General features: G+C 41.3%; 10 protein-coding genes and 4 pseudogenes. 7 read left to right on the top strand and 7 right to left on the bottom strand.

Going from position 1 to position 18,438, the window contains the following annotated elements:
* Positions 1-12 precede the first annotated feature (12 nt).
* The 6 genes and pseudogenes from ANSO36C_RS27680 to ANSO36C_RS27660 all read left to right on the top strand — a co-directional run bounded on the left by ANSO36C_RS27680 (position 13) and on the right by ANSO36C_RS27660 (position 7,828).
* Positions 13-987 (top strand): MvdD family ATP-grasp ribosomal peptide maturase, encoded by a 975-nt coding sequence (locus ANSO36C_RS27680; RefSeq protein WP_251957373.1) that lies wholly within the window; start codon positions 13-15, stop codon positions 985-987.
* 131 nt (positions 988-1,118) lie between these two features.
* Positions 1,119-3,227 carry a patatin-like phospholipase family protein gene (locus ANSO36C_RS27675; protein WP_251957372.1) on the top strand — a complete coding sequence of 703 codons (2,109 nt, stop codon included), beginning with the start codon at positions 1,119-1,121 and terminating at the stop codon, positions 3,225-3,227.
* 129 nt (positions 3,228-3,356) lie between these two features.
* Complete coding sequence (locus ANSO36C_RS27670; protein WP_323374524.1) at positions 3,357-3,755, top strand: hypothetical protein; 399 nt, start codon at positions 3,357-3,359, stop codon at positions 3,753-3,755.
* Positions 3,756-4,026: 271 nt separating this feature from the next.
* Positions 4,027-6,048 (top strand): annotated as a pseudogene (locus ANSO36C_RS27665) (ABC transporter ATP-binding protein/permease).
* A 232-nt stretch (positions 6,049-6,280) separates the two neighbouring features.
* A complete protein-coding gene (locus ANSO36C_RS34565; protein WP_323374523.1) occupies positions 6,281-6,436 on the top strand; it encodes a rhodanese-like domain-containing protein in 156 nt (51 codons plus the stop codon).
* Positions 6,437-6,702: 266 nt separating this feature from the next.
* Positions 6,703-7,828, top strand: a pseudogene (locus tag ANSO36C_RS27660) (site-2 protease family protein).
* Positions 7,829-7,881: 53 nt separating this feature from the next.
* On the opposite strand, the pseudogene ANSO36C_RS35150 reads toward ANSO36C_RS27660, so the two are convergent.
* From ANSO36C_RS35150 to ANSO36C_RS27630, 6 genes and pseudogenes are all read right to left on the bottom strand, one after another.
* Positions 7,882-8,645 (bottom strand): annotated as a pseudogene (locus ANSO36C_RS35150) (choice-of-anchor K domain-containing protein).
* A 595-nt stretch (positions 8,646-9,240) separates the two neighbouring features.
* Positions 9,241-11,447: pseudogene (locus tag ANSO36C_RS27655) on the bottom strand (tetratricopeptide repeat protein).
* A gap of 376 nt (positions 11,448-11,823) precedes the next feature.
* Entirely contained in the window at positions 11,824-12,003 is a 180-nt protein-coding gene (gene psb34 / locus ANSO36C_RS27650) for a photosystem II assembly protein Psb34 (protein ID WP_251957371.1), read from the bottom strand.
* A 195-nt stretch (positions 12,004-12,198) separates the two neighbouring features.
* On the bottom strand, positions 12,199-14,187 hold the full coding sequence (gene thiO, locus ANSO36C_RS34560) for a glycine oxidase ThiO (RefSeq protein WP_323374522.1): 1,989 nt from the start codon (positions 14,185-14,187) through the stop codon (positions 12,199-12,201).
* 112 nt (positions 14,188-14,299) lie between these two features.
* Entirely contained in the window at positions 14,300-14,695 is a 396-nt protein-coding gene (locus ANSO36C_RS27635; protein ID WP_251957370.1) for a hypothetical protein, read from the bottom strand.
* 16 nt (positions 14,696-14,711) lie between these two features.
* A complete protein-coding gene (locus ANSO36C_RS27630; protein ID WP_251957369.1) occupies positions 14,712-15,050 on the bottom strand; it encodes a 2Fe-2S iron-sulfur cluster-binding protein in 339 nt (112 codons plus the stop codon).
* A 75-nt stretch (positions 15,051-15,125) separates the two neighbouring features.
* Between ANSO36C_RS27630 and cimA the strand changes: the two genes are divergently transcribed.
* Entirely contained in the window at positions 15,126-16,817 is a 1,692-nt protein-coding gene (cimA, locus tag ANSO36C_RS27625; protein WP_251957368.1) for a citramalate synthase, read from the top strand.
* Positions 16,818-17,015: 198 nt separating this feature from the next.
* On the opposite strand, the gene ANSO36C_RS27620 is transcribed toward cimA, so the two are convergent.
* Complete coding sequence (locus ANSO36C_RS27620) at positions 17,016-18,341, bottom strand: hypothetical protein (RefSeq protein WP_251957367.1); 1,326 nt, start codon at positions 18,339-18,341, stop codon at positions 17,016-17,018.
* Positions 18,342-18,438 lie beyond the last annotated feature (97 nt).

The following is an 18,438-nucleotide window of genomic DNA, read 5'->3' as shown; positions in this document are numbered from 1 at the left end:
TTCATACTTTTTATGACCGTATTAATAGTCACGTTTAGTAAAGACAACGAAAGCATTCCTCTAGTCATCAAAGAAATTGAGGCCAGAGGAGAAAAAGCATTTCGGTTTGACACAGACAGATATCCCACTGAAGTCAAGCTAGATATTTACTCTGGTGATACTGAACGGGTAATTATTACTGATGGCGAAAAACTAGATTTGAGTGAAGTCTCCTCAGTTTGGTATCGGCGGATGCGCTACGGACAAAAAATCCCCGACTCAATGGACAAGCAATACAGAGATGCGTCAATTAATGAATGTCGCGCCACAGTCAGGGGTATGATTGCTAGCCTTCAGGGATTTCACTTTGATAAAATGTCCAATGTAGATCGGGCTAATAATAAGCAACTACAATTGCAAGTTGCACGCGAAGTTGGTCTTGTAACTCCACGTACTCTAACTTCAAACAATCCAGAAGCAGTCAAGCAATTTGCTCAAGAGTGTAGCCAAGGTATAGTTACCAAGATGCTTTCTTCCTTTGCTATCTATGATGATCAGGGGCGAGAAAACGTTGTATTTACCACTCCAGTTACAAATGATGATCTGGAGAATATGGAAGGACTGCGTTTTTGTCCGATGACCTTTCAAGAAAATGTGCCCAAGGCGCTGGAGTTGCGGACAACTATTGTCGGACACCGCGTATTTACTGCCTCAGTAGATTCCCAAAGCTTAGAAGGATCTACTTACGACTGGCGCAAAGAGGGGAGAGCCTTAGTTAAAAATTGGCAACCCTACGACTTGCCAGAAGATATCGAGAAAAAACTGCTCAAACTAATGGCTTATTTTGGCTTAAACTATGGGGCAATTGATATTATTGTCACTCCCGATGGTCAGCACGTATTCCTCGAAGTAAACCCAGTCGGGGAATTTTTTTGGTTGGAGATATATTCACCACACTACCCCATTTCGCAGGCGATCGCAGAAGTGTTACTGACTAATAAAAATTAGAGTATTGAGCCTTGTGTATTTTTCTTATCTTCTATTTTGAAAGGTATTAGTGAGATTTCACTATTAAGTTTATTAATATTAAATTCCTTATTTAAAAGTACGAATTATTGATATTTGGAGATTAAATTCTTGTGATAAATCTAGTAAATACACAAACAGTTTTAACATTTGATGGGGTAGATGATTATATAGATTTTGGCAGAAACGATATTGGCGGCGTTTTCGCTCAAGGGAGTTCAGCTTTTACGGTTTCAGGATGGGTAAATCCATACGAACTAACAAATAAAGCCACTAGTTACGGGACACGCAATGTATTTTTTGCCCGTTCTTCAGAGAGATTCAGCGATAATTTTGAATTCGGCATCAGTGAAACAGGAAGCCTAGATGTCTACATTGATGAAACTGTTAGCAAAAATATCAAAACCTTTGGGCAAGGAGAGTTAACTATAGGAGAATGGCACTTTTTTGCTATTGTTTTTAATAGTGGTCAACTAGCTGTGTATCTTGACGAGCATGAATATAACGATTCTCTTAGAGGTTCATCTTTAAACAAAGCTACAAGTTCTATCACTCTGGGAGCAACGTTACATAAACAGGTCTATTTCAAAGGACAATTAGCAAATATTAGCGTTTGGAATTCTCCCTGTACTCAAGCACAAATTCAGAATCATCGTTGTGGGCAAATAGTCGGAGATGAAGAAGGATTAGTGGCCTACTGGAGATTAGACGATGGGCAAGGGACAACTGTCAAAAACCAAACTGGAAAAAACCAAACTGGAAAGTCCTATCAAGGAAACTTTCGTGGTAATCCTATTTGGACTTTAGCAGAAATTCCATTCGCAACGCAATCATCAAATCCAGTTCCATTTGCAGTAGAACCATCCAATCAAGAAGATATTCAAGAAGAGATCCAAATTGAGACAGCAGTTATTCCTGAAGAAAATATCTCACCACTAACCACAAGTTTATTAGCAACAACGGTATCGTTAGTAAGCGACGAAGATCAACCAAAGGAAATTCAACAGACAGAAACAAACAGCGAAGAATCCGAGATTATTCCAACTGCGATCGCTCTCGAACCATACGAGGAGGAAACCAAAACAGATCAAACTGAAGATCCCCTCAATATCCAACAAGCACAAGTATTAATTCAGGAGGAATTGCCAGAACCTATGAATACAAAAGCCCGTCCCAAATATAAAATACTTTCCATTGATGGAGGCGGTATTCGGGGCATTATTCCGGCATTACTCCTAGCAGAAATTGAAAGACGGACACAAAAGCCTATATTCAGTTTGTTTGATTTAATTACTGGCACTTCCAGTGGCGGAATTTTGGCACTTGGACTAACTAAACCCCGATTAAGTTCCGATGGATCTGATAACTTGCCAGTAGCTGAATACACTGCTGAGGATCTCCTACAGCTATTTCTTGAGTATGGGGTAGAAATATTTTATGAGCCGTTGTTTGAAAGACTACTTGGCCCATTAGAGGATATATTTCTCCAGCCAAAATATCCTTCCGAAAGCAAAGAAGAAATTTTCAGGCAATATTTTGGTAACGCCCTTATAGAAAATAATCTCAAAGAAGTTTTTGTAACGAGTTATGATATCGAGCAGCGAATTCCGATATTTTTTACAAACCAACTAGAAAAACAGCAAACAGAATCTAAGAATTTTCAGAAGTTATGTGGCGGTTTTTCGCTCCTAGATGCAGCATTAGCAACTAGTGCCACTCCGACTTATTTTGCTCCTCATCGGCTTGTAAACCCCCACAATAGCGGCATCGCCTATACTTTGATTGATGGTGGAGTATTTGCTAATAATCCATCCCATTTAGCTATTTTAGAAGCACAAATTAGTAGTAAACGAAAAGCACAAAAAGTCCTTGAGACAGAAGATATTTTAGTAGTTTCTTTAGGTACAGGTTCGCTGACCAGTGTTTACCCTTATAAAGAAGTGAAAAATTGGGGACTCTTGCAATGGGGAAGACCGCTTTTAAATATTATGTTTGACGGTAGTAGTGAAGTGGTAGCTGGAGAATTAGAACAGTTGTTTGAACCTACTGATAAAGAAGCTCAAAGTTTTTATTATCGCTTTCAAACATTGTTAGATAGTGAACTAGAAGAAATAGATAATACTAAACTCCAGAATACTCGTCAACTACAAGCTATAGCCCATCGACTAATATCTAACAAAAGTCAGCAAATTGATGAACTTTGTAGTCTTTTGTTGGGCTAAATCAGATTATCTTACATCTTGCACCAGTTAGCTGGTGCAAGATGTAAGATTTTTAATTTCTTCACAAAAGAAATTAGTAATGACTCTCTTAGTCATGTTTTCACTTTATAAGGATTGTAGGTAAGTACAATGGATGAACTCGTCAAAAAAATTTCTGGTTTAGGTCTTCCTGGCATACTTTTCGTGATAGCAACAGGTGCATCAGGGGGTAATGTAGCCGCCGTTGTCGCTATGCTTTCAACGCTGGGCGGGCCTTTGGGCCTCTTAGGAGGTTTAGGCTTACTTGGGCTGGTAGCCGTTCTAGGGGAATATATAGCGGGATTTGGAATTGAAAACATTCTCAAGCTCGTCTATACAGAACGTAGCAAAACTGAATCTGTCAGATTTCTTCTCAAAGAAATTCAAGAATTGCCCATTTCAGATGAGTTAAAACTCAAACTGAAACATCATATTAGCCCAGTAGTTGTTACTGAGCCTGACCAGGCCCTTTTCCGAGAACAGTCGAAATTGTTGATGAAGAACCATTAACTTAGTGCATTCGATTTGATTCCCCCTAGTTCACGCCAGTTTCTACCCTGCTTTAAGGCTGACAGCATAGCTGGCTCCCCTTACAAAAGGAGGAAATTTAATTAAAGTCCTCCTTAAAAAGGGGAATTTAGAGGGTTTAGAAATCTCGAATACAACACCATAAAAGTTTTCAGACATTCTCTAAAGGAAAAATGACCTTTGAGTCTAACTTAATTCTCAAAGGTCATTTCAAAATTCCTAGTGTAATTAGTAACGGCTACATTTTTAGAATATGCAAACTCCATCTGTGCGTGAGCAAAATACAACAAATCCTTTTTCAACCTTGATTCAATTTTGGCAGGATGTGAAAGTAGTTGCCGGGCCTTATTGGTATCCAACAAAAGCAGAAGGAAGAGCATTTTCAGATGTGATTCGCTCATGGGGAATGCTCGTTTCCTTAGTATTATTAATAGTTGTAATTGTCGGTGCAAATGCTGCAAATAGTTACTGGAATCGCTATGTAATTGATATCGTTATTGAACAGAGAAACCTTGATAAATATAATAGTACTTTATGGTTTTCCAGTTTCATTATTGTCGGAATGGTCTTGTTAGTAACTCTTTTGAGATATGTCAGAAAAAAAATAATTCTTGATTGGTACAAATGGCTAAATTTTCATGTTTTAGAAAAATATTTAAGTAATCAAGCTTATTATAAAATCAATTTTAAATCTGATATAGATAATCCAGATCAACGCTTATCCCAAGAAATAGAGCCAATTACTAGTATTGGTTTGAGATTTTCATCTTCTTTACTAGAAAAATCTTTAGAAATGGGAAGTTCTTTGATAATTCTCTGGATAGTTTCTTCGCAAATCGCAATTTATTTAGTTATTTATACAATTATAGGTAATTTAATAGCCGTTTATTTGAATCAAGCAATAAATAAAGTTAACCAAGAAGAAATTGCATTTAAAGCAGATTTTACATATTGCTTAACTCATGTTCGTAATCATGCCGAATCAATCGCTTTTTTCCAGGGGGAAGATGAAGAATTAAATATAATTAAGCGCCGATTTAATAATGTTTTAAAAACTGCTGAACGCCGCCTGAATTTAGAGAGGGGGCAAGACGCTTTTGGCAGAGCATATCAGTCTGCCATTAGCGTATTCTCGATGTTTATTCTTACACCTTTATTTCTTCAAGATCAAATTGATTATGGACAAATTAACCAAGCTAGTTTTGCTTGCTTTATGTTTTCTAATGCTCTAGGAGAACTAATATCTGAGTTTGGGAATTCTGGACGATTTTCTGGCTATGTAAAGCGTTTAGCAGAGTTTACAGATGCGCTACAGGCTGCTAGTAAACAACCCGATAGCGTCAGTACTATTCAAATTCTAGAAAAAGAACGTTTAGCTTTTGAGAATGTCACTTTACAAACGCCAAATTATGAACAGGTGATTGTTGAAAATTTGTCATTTGCTGTTGAGCCAGGCGAAGGGTTATTGATTGTTGGCCCTAGTGGTAGGGGTAAAAGTTCTTTGTTGAGAGCGATCGCTGGTTTGTGGAATGCGGGAACTGGTTGTCTAGTGCGCCCCCCTCTAAAAGAAGTATTATTCTTACCGCAACGGCCTTATATCATTTTAGGGACTTTGCGCCAACAGTTGCTCTATCCTCACACAGATAGAAAAATGAGCGATCGCGAACTTGAACACATTTTGCAACAAGTTAACCTGCAACACTTACTTACTCGCGTAAATGGCTTTGATACAGAAGTTCCTTGGGAAAATATATTGTCTTTAGGAGAACAACAACGCCTCGCTTTTGCGCGGCTATTAATTACACATCCTAGTTTCACTATCTTAGATGAAGCAACGAGTGCTTTAGATTTAAATAACGAAGGTAATTTATATCAACAGTTGCAATCAACGAAAACAACTTTTATCAGTGTTGGTCATAGAGAAAGCTTATTTAATTATCATCAATGGGTGTTAGAAACTTTCACAAGAATCTAATTGGCAACTTGTTTTTCTATACAAGATTATCAATTGCAAAAAGGAATTGCTGTTAAACCATCACAAAAAGAGCAAATTACGGTAGACATTTACCCAAAAAATGAACTCAAAATAAAACTAGAATCAGCAGTGAGCGCCACAATTATAGGACTTTCTCATAAAGAGCTTCAGACATTAACAGACTATTCTCTTACTACGATTAGAAGCAAGGCTAGTCAACAAAAGTCTGTGACTACTAAAGATGGTGTAACCTACCGCTATAACAAAAATCCGGAGGTATTGAAATGGGTAATATATTAAGACTGTGTGGTTAAAGTTATCTCATACCAATTTAATGTGAAGTTGCACATATCTTGATCCCCCTAAATCCCCCTTAAAAAGGGGGACTTTGATAGATGTTTTCCGGTTCCCCCCTTTTTAAGCCAGCGCGGTCTTGGGGTCTCCCCAAGTGGAGCGACTGGCGTGGGCTAGGGGGGATCGAATTCTATGCATCTTCATAAAAAATTGGTATCAGATAGCATAAGTTTACCTAGTGGGACTCAGACCCATGCTCCCTAGCGATCACGGGCAGAGGGCGAAAATAGTATTCCAACTGAGCCTCCTGCCTTTCTTGTTGAAATATTTATTGGGCTATCCCAATGTTCGCAATTATGATGGCTCTTGGAATGAATGGAGTCATCTTGTCTAATAGACATCTCCAGAAATTAATTATGCGTTACCTGAAACCCTTGTAGAGACGTTGCATTGCAACGTCTCTACATTCATTTTCGGAGATGCCTAATGTAGCAATCGAGAGTTAGTGAGAGTTCTTAGACAATATTACCAATAACCACACCTTTACGGACGGACACCACTACCGCCATCAAGATTAAAATCTCTTAACCTTTCGTTACACTAGAGACATCGAGAAGGAAGAAAGCAAACTTCTCAAAGCTGAAATCAAAGGTGAACGACATGAATGGCACAATTCGCGTTGGTAATCTCTTCGGAATTCCCTTCTATATCCATCCGTCATGGTTTTTAGTTCTGGGTTTGGTGACTTGGAGCTATAGCAGTGGACTGGCGGCGCAATTTCCCCAATTGTCTGCGGGATTAGCTTTGCTACTAGGATTGATGACAGCGCTGATGTTATTTGCCTCTGTCGTCGCCCATGAATTAGGCCACAGTTTTGTTGCGATTGGTCAGGGAATTGATGTCAAATCCATCACACTGTTTATATTTGGCGGTTTGGCGAGTTTAGAAAAAGAATCGAAAACCCCAGGTGAAGCTTTCTGGGTTGCGATCGCTGGGCCACTGGTAAGCTTATTACTCTGCGGTATCGTTACAGCGATTGGTGTTACTACTGCTGCATCAGGGCCGTTAGCTGCAATCCTTGGTGTTTTAGCTTCTGTTAACTTGGCATTAGCTCTGTTTAACCTGATTCCTGGCTTGCCCTTAGATGGCGGAAATATACTGAAAGCTCTCGTTTGGAAAATTACAGGCAATCCTTATAAAGGTGTGACCTTTGCTAGTCGCGTTGGGCAAATCTTTGGTTGGGTAGCAATTCTTTCAGGTGTACTTCCTCTAGTATTATTTGGTAACTTCGGTAACTTCTGGAATTTGTTAATTGGCTTCTTCTTGTTGCAAAATGCTGGTAATGCGGCTCAGTTTGCCAGAGTGCAAAGAAAAACTCACAGGTTTGACAGCCGAAGATGCAGTAACTCATGATAGCCCGATTGTCTCTGCTAATCTTACCCTCAGAGAGTTTGCTGATGAACGAGTCATAAATGGGCAAAACTGGCATCGGTTCTTAGTGACTGATGATGATGGACAATTAGTAGGTGCGATCACAGTTGATAATTTGCGAACCATCCCCACAGCACTGTGGTCAGAAACTCAAGTAAAAGGAGTTATGCGACCAATTACTGAATCTACCACAGTTCAATCAAATCAACCTCTGCTGGAAGTTATGCAGCTACTTGAACAACAAAAGCTATCTGTGCTTCCCGTGATTCGTGAGAATGGCGTGCTAGTTGGAATCTTAGAAAAAGCTGCAATTATACAGCTACTTCAAAGCCGAACCCAACCGAACCCTGCATAGTTCTCTCAAAAAACGGTAAACCCGTGTAGAGACGCGATTTCTTATCGGCGTCTCTACATTTTTTTGTTCTTAATAGTTCTTCTCCCAGAATTCTTACGAGATATCAGGTATATCCCTAACAGCGATAAACCCACAACTGGCGAAGATTCGGGTATAGTTTTGATTTTCGCATAAAACAGCTGTGGTAGTTGTGGCTCCTTCAAGGGAACTTAATACTTTTCGGACTAACGTCTGGATTAAAACCAGTTAGTTCAAGCGTATAGTTATTACCTTCAAAGGTGAAAATACGATTACTCAAATTTGTGTCTATAAATACAAAGTCTGCATTGTCTTCAGGATCTGCCGCCTCGATATTAGGTGTATTAACTAGATACAATTTGAAGTCAAAAACTTCGCTGATTCCCACAAGAGGGTTAAAGGATACATTGAGATTTAAAGGTACAGATTCAAACGGCTGTACCTTTAAGTACTGTTCCGTTAAAGTAAGTTAAATCACCTATTTTGAATTCAGAATCAATGCTAGTTGAAAATGAGTTTCCATTAAAGTTCAAGTTTATTTGAGCCTGTTACTTGACACCCATTAGAAATATTTGCACTTGGTAGACATACATTAGGATCGCCCCAAGTAAATGTGTTATTTCCCACACCTGTGTATACGGCATTAGTATCCGTGCTTTCCGGAGTAGGTTCTCCCCATGTCCCACTAGGAGATGCCAGCAAAAGTTAAAGCGTGTGCTTGATCAGAGAAACCAAATCCTGTGGTAACACTTACAAAAACACTAGATATAGCAGTCGCAAAAACCAAACTTAGTTTCATAACTTAGGTTTCAATTCTCATCCTGGAGTTTTCTGTCAATTATGTCTCCAGTCTACATTAGTAAATTTACGGAAATAATGCCAACATTTTTATCATATTTTTTATAAAATCTTTCTATATTTTTTAAAAAAATTATTGAAGAATTTACATTTATTAAGCTTGCTTTATGTCTAAGTTAAAAAGTTTTATTAGTTTGTAATTACTAAAATAGTAATTGCTTAGGCATAGCCCTTTGTAGACATCGCTACTTTACTTGCTTTCCTAATTAAATGTCAAGTTGATATCAGGTTAATTATTTTTTGACACTTCCCACCCTATCGGTCAAATTGAAGGATCACGCAAGGGATAAAAAAGGAAGTAAGTAAGTGGGCGGGGAAATTTATCACTATGTCATTGCGAACGGAGCAACGCGGAGTGAAGCAATCGCAAGGCTTTTAAGCAATTTACCTTTTGTAATATAGTTAGATTTATTTGTGCTTATCTACTTAATATCAAGCTTTTTGAAGTCAAGTTGAATTATAGTGGCACATCAATTTATTTGAGAAGCCCCTAATCAGGTTCATGCTCAAAAGTTTTTCGCAATATATATATTTATTTATAACTTTGGCAAAATCTCTGGCAACAATTGACTAGGAACTTTAGATAAAGCCAGATTTTGCCCCTGTATTCCTAATTCATTATGAAAAGTACGAATAGTTTTCACCACATAAGTGAAAGTTGTTTGATAAGCTTCGGATTGTTTACTGAATCCGTTTAAGGCTTGTAGATGGTTATCTAATGCTAGTTCTAATTGTTGAGAACGTGTTGCTTTGTCACCATTAAAAGACTTATCTATTGCTAGCTGATAATGTGCTAGTCCCAAATTATTATAAGAAGCAAGCAAATCAAAACTTAAAGAACTACTGCTAAGTGAGTGAGCCAAAGCGATTGCTTCTTCATAAGCACTGATGCATAATTGCAGATACTTTTGCCGTGCCTCTTTAGTTGTCTGAGATAGGTTTGCTAAATGCCAGTAGGCAGTACCCAAATTATTTTGTGTAGCGGCGCAGGCACTGGGAACATTAGCCGGAGTGCGATACTTGAGAGCTTTGCTGTAGACATCTATAGCTAGCTGAAGATTTTCGGCAGGTTGTTCGTATTGTGCCAGATTCCAGCAGGCAGTACCGATATTGTTTTGAATCATGCCATATTTGAGCGGTTCCTCTTCGGGGTTGTAGTGTATAAGTGCTTCATTGTAAGCTGCGATCGCTTTCTTTAAATGCACAATTGGTTGATTGTATTGCCCTAAATGCCAGTAAGCAGTACCTAAATTATTCTGACAAGCCGCATACTTTAATGAATCCATATCGGCTGTACGGTAGCTGAGTGCTTCACTGTAAGCTAAAATTGCTTGCTGCCAATTTTCAGATGGTTGAGAAAAACGAGCTAAATCACCATAGGCTGTCCCCAAATTATTTTGCACACGAGCGTAAGTTTCTGAATGTGTCTGAGGCGAAATCATGTTTAACGCCAACTGATAAAACTCTATTGCCTGCTCTATATAAGTTTGTCCTTCCTCAGAATTGGGTGGTGTGCGGCATAGCATCCAGTAGAGTGTACCCAAATCATTCAAGATATCTGGGAGTTGCGGTGAAGTTTCGTCATAACTAATTGCCTCCTGATAAGCAATAATTGCCACCATCAGGTTTTCTAGGGTTGATTCTTGCTCAATGCGAAGGCGGTACAAAGTGCCCAAGCGATGATAAGCTTCTGCCAGAACCTCCCCTGGTGCTTGCTTTTCGTGTAATTCTTCAATTTCTAATAAAATCTGCTGCGGTTGTAAATAATCCTCAGTATTTTGAGTAATACTTGTGTTGATTGTTGCTATTACTAGCTCTATTAACTCGCTGCTAACATAAGATAAAGATGACAGCGATTGATTAGTACTCGAACTACCAGACCTATTAGTAGATTCCTGCTGCTGTGGCGCAGCCTTCAATAAATCTGCTGTTGACGGTGAAACTTCCTGAATTTTATCTACGCCATTCCCTTGCATCTCTACTGGGAAATCGGACTTATTCTCAAACTCAAACTCGGTAGCTGCGGTTCTGAGTTCTGCTTGAACTGATTCATCTAGAATCGACTGCTCAATATTCCCTAAATCTAAGCTTCTGGAATTAGAAGAACGTTCTGGATAGCCCAAATTCTGAATTGCTGGTGTGGGTTCTCCAGCAAACACAAATACGCCTGTACGCGATCGCCAAAACTGTGGTGCTGATTGCTTGATTGCAGATAACCAAGGACGGGGTATCCACAACAGCAAGTTAGATTCTAAGAATCTGCTGGATTCTTGTGTCGAGAAATATTGTTCGCTTAAACGGAGATAGTGCAAAAATAAGCGTTGTGTAGCAACTGGTTGCTTAGTGAGATGCTCCACACCGACAATCTGGAATACTGGTACTGGAAAAGGTTTTCCAGGAGTATCTTTTGATGCCCCAACAATTGGCGGTGGATAATTAGCCAACCATTGATTAATTTGGGTTATGGGATTGGGATCGTTTAAATTCAAACGCAACGTAACCAATCGCGGATAAGCCGGAGTGCTATTTTCCTGAGCATTTGATGACTGATATAGCACTTGTCCAACAGGATAAGCCAATGTAGAGTGCAAACGGGCTGCTACCTGATTTCTTAAGTGTAAATTATCACATACTGCTAAAAAATTTGTCGTCGTAAGCCAAGACTTAGGGCAAGTTTCAGGCGGTGGTATGCTTGCCGATTCCAAGTAGAATTATTGTTGTGTGCAGTATCATTCACGCTCATAGCGGCTAAAGAGCCAAAACGCAGTATCTATCACCTTTCTAGATGCATCTAAGTTGGCTAAACTCATAATAAAAATGATTTTTAAGTAAATGTTGTGCTGTTCAGAATAACTTCAGCCTTTAGGTTTAGTAATATGTCTAGCTAGTTTTCAGGATTTGTAGCAAGAACTAAAGTCCTGACTACCAACTTGCTTACTAACAAATCAAAATTTAACAAACTCCTGGCAAGAAAAAAGTATAAAAACCTATAATTATACATTATTAAATTGCTAATTCAATTTTAACAAAAAATAAAAAAGCAGGCTCCTTTTAAAATCGGAACCTGAAAAACTATAAAGATGAAATTTTATTAAAATGTATTACGCCCAAGAGAAAGATCAACTGGCGTTAGAAACAAAGAAGGCTACTAAAATCAAGCCACCAACCAAAGCTGTAGCAGCGATTCCAAGGAAAAGATAGGTTCGCTTTTGTCCTTCTGTGGGGGGTTCTGCTTGGTAAATCTTTGGTTCACGGGCAAAATTATTTAGAAGACCGCCTTCTTCATTTGTATAGGGCATGAATTAATTCCTTTATCTTTATCGTTCATTTAATGTTACATAAATGCTAAATCCGGTCTTAAACTGCTAGACAAATCGTTACATTTGGGTATTGGGCATTGGGCATTGGGTATTGGGCATTGCTTATTCCGCTTGTCCCTGATGTCTTCGCTGTTTCCATTGTCCATCTCTTCTCTATGCCCCATGCCCTAATCCCTAACTAGTAATTGTCCCAGTCAGAGGTGAACTAGGACTGGCGTAATCTTTGATGGGCATCCTGCCAGCAACGTATGCTAGACGACCGGCAACTGTTGCTAAATTCATGGCACGAGCCATTGCTGCTGGGTTTGGAGAAAGAGCGATCGCACTATTAATCAATAAAGCATCTGCTCCCAATTCCATTGCTTGAGCGGCTTCTGAGGGTGAACCAATACCCGCATCTACCACCACTGGCACACCTGCATTTTCAATGATAATTTGGATATTCGCAGTTGTTTTTAAACCTTGTCCAGAACCAATTGGCGATGCCAAAGGCATTACTGTCGCACAACCTACCTCTTCTAAGCGCTTGGCTAACATGGGGTCAGCATTGATATAAGGCAATACTGCAAAGCCTTCTTTAACTAGTTGTTCTGCTGCTTGTAGCGTCCCAATTGGATCTGGGAGTAAATACTTAAGATCAGGTATTACTTCTAACTTTATAAAATTATTATCTTCCTGTCCCAACAATTTCGCCATTTCTCGCCCCAAACGCGCCACCCGAATCGCCTCTTCAGCAGTTTGGCAACCTGCGGTATTGGGCAACATCCAGATTTTCGTCCAATCTAAGGCTTCAGCTAAACCTTCATGTCCGGGGGCTTTGGTTTGTACTCGTCGTACTGCTACGGTGACAATCTGGCAATCGCTGGCGGCAATGCTTTGCTGCATTTCCTCCATGCTGCGATACTTACCGGTTCCTGTCATCAAGCGGGATTGAAAGGTTTTGCCAGCAATAATTAGTGGGGAGTGGGGAGTGGGGAGTGGGGAGTGGGGGGATATAGCAGGCTGATGCCCGTTGGAGAAATTGGCAGAGTTAGTCAGCATGGGAGTAGAGGTAGATGGCTGGGACTGGAAGCGCGAATAGTGAAAATCAGCAAGTAGGGGGTCAGATTTTTGTTCTAAGATTAAATCGGCAATCAATGCGGCTGTTACGGGCGCAAGTAGAATTCCGTTGCGGTAATGACCAGTAGCAAAGGTTAAATTTTGACAGTGGCTAGTGCCCAGGATGGGCAACTCATCAGGGGTAGTTGGGCGAAATCCCCACCAGAATTCTTGGATGGGATAATGCTTTAGTTGAGGATATAGACGGATGGCAGCTTGTAATAATTTTTGAATGCCTTCTGGAGTGTTGCCGGGGATGAAGCCAACATCTTCGCTTGTTGCCCCAAAAACCAAGCGATCGCATCTTGGTACGATATAAATATTCTCCCCAAACAAAACCCGCTTTAAGGGCAATTCCGGCACAAATTCTGGTATCTGCACACTCAGCATTTGTCCTTTTCTGGGTAGCACAGGTATTGGTAACAATTCATTTGACCAAGCACCTGAAGCTAAAACATAGTGCGCGGCGCGAATCGTTCCAGCATTGGTTTGTACCCCAACCACTTGTCCTTGCTGCTGTAAAAATGCTTCTACTGTAATGCCGTCTTTGAGTTCAACACCAACAGATTCAGCCGCCGTCCGCAATACGTGAGCGAGAGCTTTATTATCAACTTGTGCGTCTTCAGGATACCACCAGCCACCAACTACCTCGGCTCCCAATCCTGGTTGATATTGATGAATTGCCTCTTTGTTTAACCAGTAAGCAGGGGAAAACTGGGAAGCAGACAGAGAAAGTTTCCCCCTGCCCCCTGCCCCCTGCCCCCTTACCTCCTCAAAGACGGGTGCTAGGATACCACAAGCCCTATAGCCAGTATTTAAACCTGTTAGTTCTTCTAATTTGCGCGTCCAGTCGGGATATAAGGCACGCGATCGCCAACACAAAGAGCGCATTGCCTGATTCGAGATATTTTCCGCATCTGGTGCTAACATTCCGGCGGCGGCATGGGTAGCGGCAGCCTGGAAGTCACGACAAAGCACGGTGACGTGTGCCCCGCGCAGTTGGAGTTCAATGGCGATCGCTAAACCAATAACGCCGCCACCAATAATTACAGTCTCACTAGTCATTTGTCATTTGTCATTTGTCATTTGTCATTTGTCATTAGTACATAACTCATAACTAATAACTCGTAACTCATAACTTATAACTTATAACTCGTAACTAAAGACGAATCTATCTTTACCACAAGGCGCGAATTGGTTCATTGCCTTGATTTATATCGCTTGATGGTGTGTTTTCGGAAGAATCTGTATTGCCGTCTGTTGTACTGTCAGCAGGTGATGTCGAGTCATCAGAAGGATTCTGAGCAACACTACTCCTGTTGTCAGGTCTTGGGGCTACAATGCCGCGTCTGTTTTCGTTTGTTTCAGTTGTTTCATTTCCTTCAGTTGCAGTTTCATCATTCTTGCTGCCTGCACTGCTATTAACATTGATATTAGCTGGCAAAACTTTTGCTGCTTTGCCACCGGGAGCGTTAGCGGTTTGTACGCCCATAGGAAAGTTGATGCCTAGTAATGTACCAAGCAGAATGGCTAAACCTCCAGCCATCAAAATTAAGGGTGTCCATCTACCCATCTTGTCTTACTCCTTTTTAACCTTTTGGTGTCCACACTATTCGAGAACCTTGTCCCCAAAATCCATCAAACTTTGTCACTTTTACATCGCCCAAAATCTGAGTTTGACAGGCTAAACGTAAGTCTGTTGTAGGAGAATGGGGAGGAAGCGAACGCCGTGCTCGATCACGCCAATTCGCTGCTGATACTTCACCCTCTACCTTAACCGCGCAAGTTCCGCAACTGCCAATGCCCCGACAGTTTATTAACTTAGCACCGTCATTGTAGAGGTCAATACCATTTTGCAGCAAAATTGTTCGGAGATTGCTTTTACTTACACATTCAATTGTTTTACCTTGAGCTATTACTTTAGGCATTTTTAAATTGCCAAGCTGGCTTTTTGTTGTATATTGACACATTGCCTCGAAAGTTGTCTCGTCGGTCCCAGTTTTATGACCACAAATTCTTCACCTCAACTTTGGCTCTATGACACTACATTACGCGATGGCACTCAGCGCGAGGGGCTATCTGTATCGATAGAAGATAAGTTACGCATTGCCCGTAGACTCGATCAACTGGGAATTCCCTTCATTGAAGGTGGTTGGCCTGGTGCTAATCCCAAGGATGTACAATTTTTCTGGCAACTCCAAGAAGATCCGCTAAAACAAGCTGAAATTGTGGCTTTTTGCTCGACTCGCCGCCCCAACTCCACTGCTGCCACCGAACCGATGCTACAGGATATTTTGGCTGCGGGAACTCGCTGGGTAACGATTTTTGGCAAGTCTTGGGATTTACATGTGACAACAGGACTCAAGACGACATTAGAAGAAAATTTGGCGATGATTAGCGACACAATTGAGTACCTCCGTTCTCAAGGTCGTCGGATTATCTACGATGCTGAACATTGGTTTGATGGCTATAAGCACAATCGAGATTATGCTTTACAGACATTAGAGGCTGCGATCGCATCTGGTGCTGAATGGCTTGTCCTCTGTGATACCAATGGTGGCACGTTACCCCATGAAATTAGCCAAATTGTTCAAGATGTAGTCAAAGTGACTGGGGAATGGGGCATGGGGCATAGGGCATGGGGCATGGGGAAAGAATCTACTCAATCACCAATGCCTAATGCCCAATCCCCAATGCCCCAAATTGGAATTCATACTCATAACGATTCAGAAATGGCGGTTGCTAACGCAATAGCTGCCGTTATGGCAGGGGCAAAGATGGTACAGGGCACAATTAATGGTTACGGTGAACGTTGCGGCAATGCTAACCTCTGTTCGCTAATTCCCAATTTACAACTGAAGGCGGGTTACAGTTGTATCACAGAAGACCAGCTCACACAACTTACAGAAGTGAGTCGTTTTGTGAGTGAGGTGGTCAATCTTGCGCCAGATGAACATGCCCCCTTTGTCGGACGTTCGGCTTTTGCCCATAAAGGCGGTATTCATGTATCAGCCGTAGAACGTAATCCCCTAACTTACGAACATATCCAACCGGAACAAGTCGGGAATCGCCGCCGCATTGTAATTTCTGAACAGTCTGGCCTTAGCAATGTTTTAGCCAAAGCCCGCAGTTTTGGTATTGAATTAGATCAGCAAAAGGCTGAAGCGAGAGAAATTCTCCAGCGCCTCAAAGATTTAGAGAGTGAAGGATTTCAATTTGAAGCAGCAGAGGCCAGTTTTGTGCTGTTAATGCACGAAGCTTTGGGAGATCGCCAGAAATATTTTGAAGTCAAAGGTTTTCAAGTCCACTGCGACTTGATTGAAGGGAAGGAAACTAGCAATGCCCTAGCTACAGTCAAAGTCGCTGTTGACGGGAAAAATATTTTGGAGGCGGCGGAAGGTAACGGCCCTGTGGCAGCTTTGGATGCAGCTTTACGCAAAGCTTTGGTGAACTTTTATCCCCAAATTGCAACTTTTGATTTGACAGATTACAAAGTGCGGATTCTCAACGGACATACGGGCACTGCGGCAAAAACCCGTGTGTTGGTAGAATCAGGCAATGGTCGTCAACGCTGGACGACGGTAGGCGTTTCCACCAATATTTTGGAGGCTTCCTATCAAGCGGTAGTGGAGGGATTGGAATACGGTTTATTGTTGCACTCTCAAGCAGAAGCGGTGGTGAAAGCTTCTGCTTGACAAAATTGCTATTTAGTGCGTTGAAAGTTTGTGTTTTTCCATGAGGAGGGGAAGCGATCGCCAAAGTGCGATCGCTTCTTAATATAATTAAGCCAACACGCTTGGGTTTGCGATCGCACCTGTGATATGTATGATACTCGCGCAATTAAGCATAATACCCGGAACCTCTCACTGCTTTGAGAAACCGAAGATTTGACCCTATACTTGGAAACCTTGGATATAAGACTTAATCGTGGGTAACGCTGTCATCTTTTCATAAAAGAAATTGTTGACTATTTTCATAACTTCCGCCTGGGCTACATCTACTTCAGAACCAAGGGGAGTTCCAGACTCTTGGCGGCACAAACTCCGGTACAAGCGCAACAGATGACGCACGATTTCTAACTCTTCTTCCCCCTCCAAGACTTTGACGACCGAGATGATCAGCTCATCCGTCTGATTGAGAATTGTGTCGATATCAAAGACAGTACTCTTGTCCCTGGCTTCTTGGACAGTTCGCACTAGCGCATGGACTTGATAAAGCAGCGACGCAGGTTCATCGAACAACTCACGCAAAAAAGCTGCTTCCTCATAACGCCCATTCAGTCGAAAGATGTTGTACAGGCGCTTGGCTGCTTTGCCATAGTTGAGGTTATCGCCTTTGACGCATTTTTGAACTTCCTTTTCCAATCGCGCCACATAATCATCCATGACATCAGTGGAGACTTGCTTCACCAGTTTGGCAAAGATTGGGGCTGATTCAGCATCCAAGTAAACCTCCTGGAAGTAGCCGTCCAGATAGCCGTCTAGCGGAGTGATGACACCATCTGGTGCTTCCCAGGTGACATCCAACATATTACCAGCATTGGATAACTGACCGCGTACTGTATCGGCTATTACCCAATCTAGCTTGCACCAACCTGGGTCGTGTGCTATAGAATCCCAGGTAATGACTACAGGATTTCCCTTTTGGGCGATCGCTTCAATCTGACCAGCAGTAATATCATTGGGATACCAAGTAATTGGTGAACCAGCTTTCATAGTCTGTTCTCCCCGAATTACCTCTTGGGGGTAGCTACCAAACTTCACTTCAAGTAACTGGTAATTACTCCCAGACAAGGTATTGAGCGCCTTATCGCGCATGATTTTAGCAAGAATCTCGCAAGCTTCAGTGCGAGTAGGTGCAATGATATTCACTCGCTCGAAGTAATCACAGTCGCCGGGGTAAGTTTGAATCTTGGATTGAGCCGCTGAACCAGAAAGTGCTAATGCAGTTTCCACTACACCGGGGATATCTTCAAATTCGACAATTTTGCCAATGGCGCGAAACCTTGCCAGTTCTTGCGGGTCAAAATCCAACATGCTGACTTTGTGCCCAAAAACACCTGTGTCTTTATCCACGACAATATCACTGTCACCTGTCGCCTCGGTGATGGAATTCATCCAGCGTTCCAATTCTTGCTCATTAAGTTGAACCCCTAAGCGATTAGCAGATTCCACGATCCGGTTGCGTGCATCTAAAGTTTGATCCTGTGATTTTGTCATCGTTTATTCCTGATTTTGAAAAACTTTTTCCAGGCTTGTGTAACTAATGCCTTTCGCTATGCATAACGACGAAAACCCGTGTATTGGTAAAATTAGC

It is taken from the genome of Nostoc cf. commune SO-36 (genome assembly GCF_023734775.1).
Classification (GTDB): domain Bacteria; phylum Cyanobacteriota; class Cyanobacteriia; order Cyanobacteriales; family Nostocaceae; genus Nostoc; species Nostoc commune_A.
Note: the sequence above shows the minus strand (reverse complement) of the source record. Positions and strands in the feature narration are given on the sequence as shown.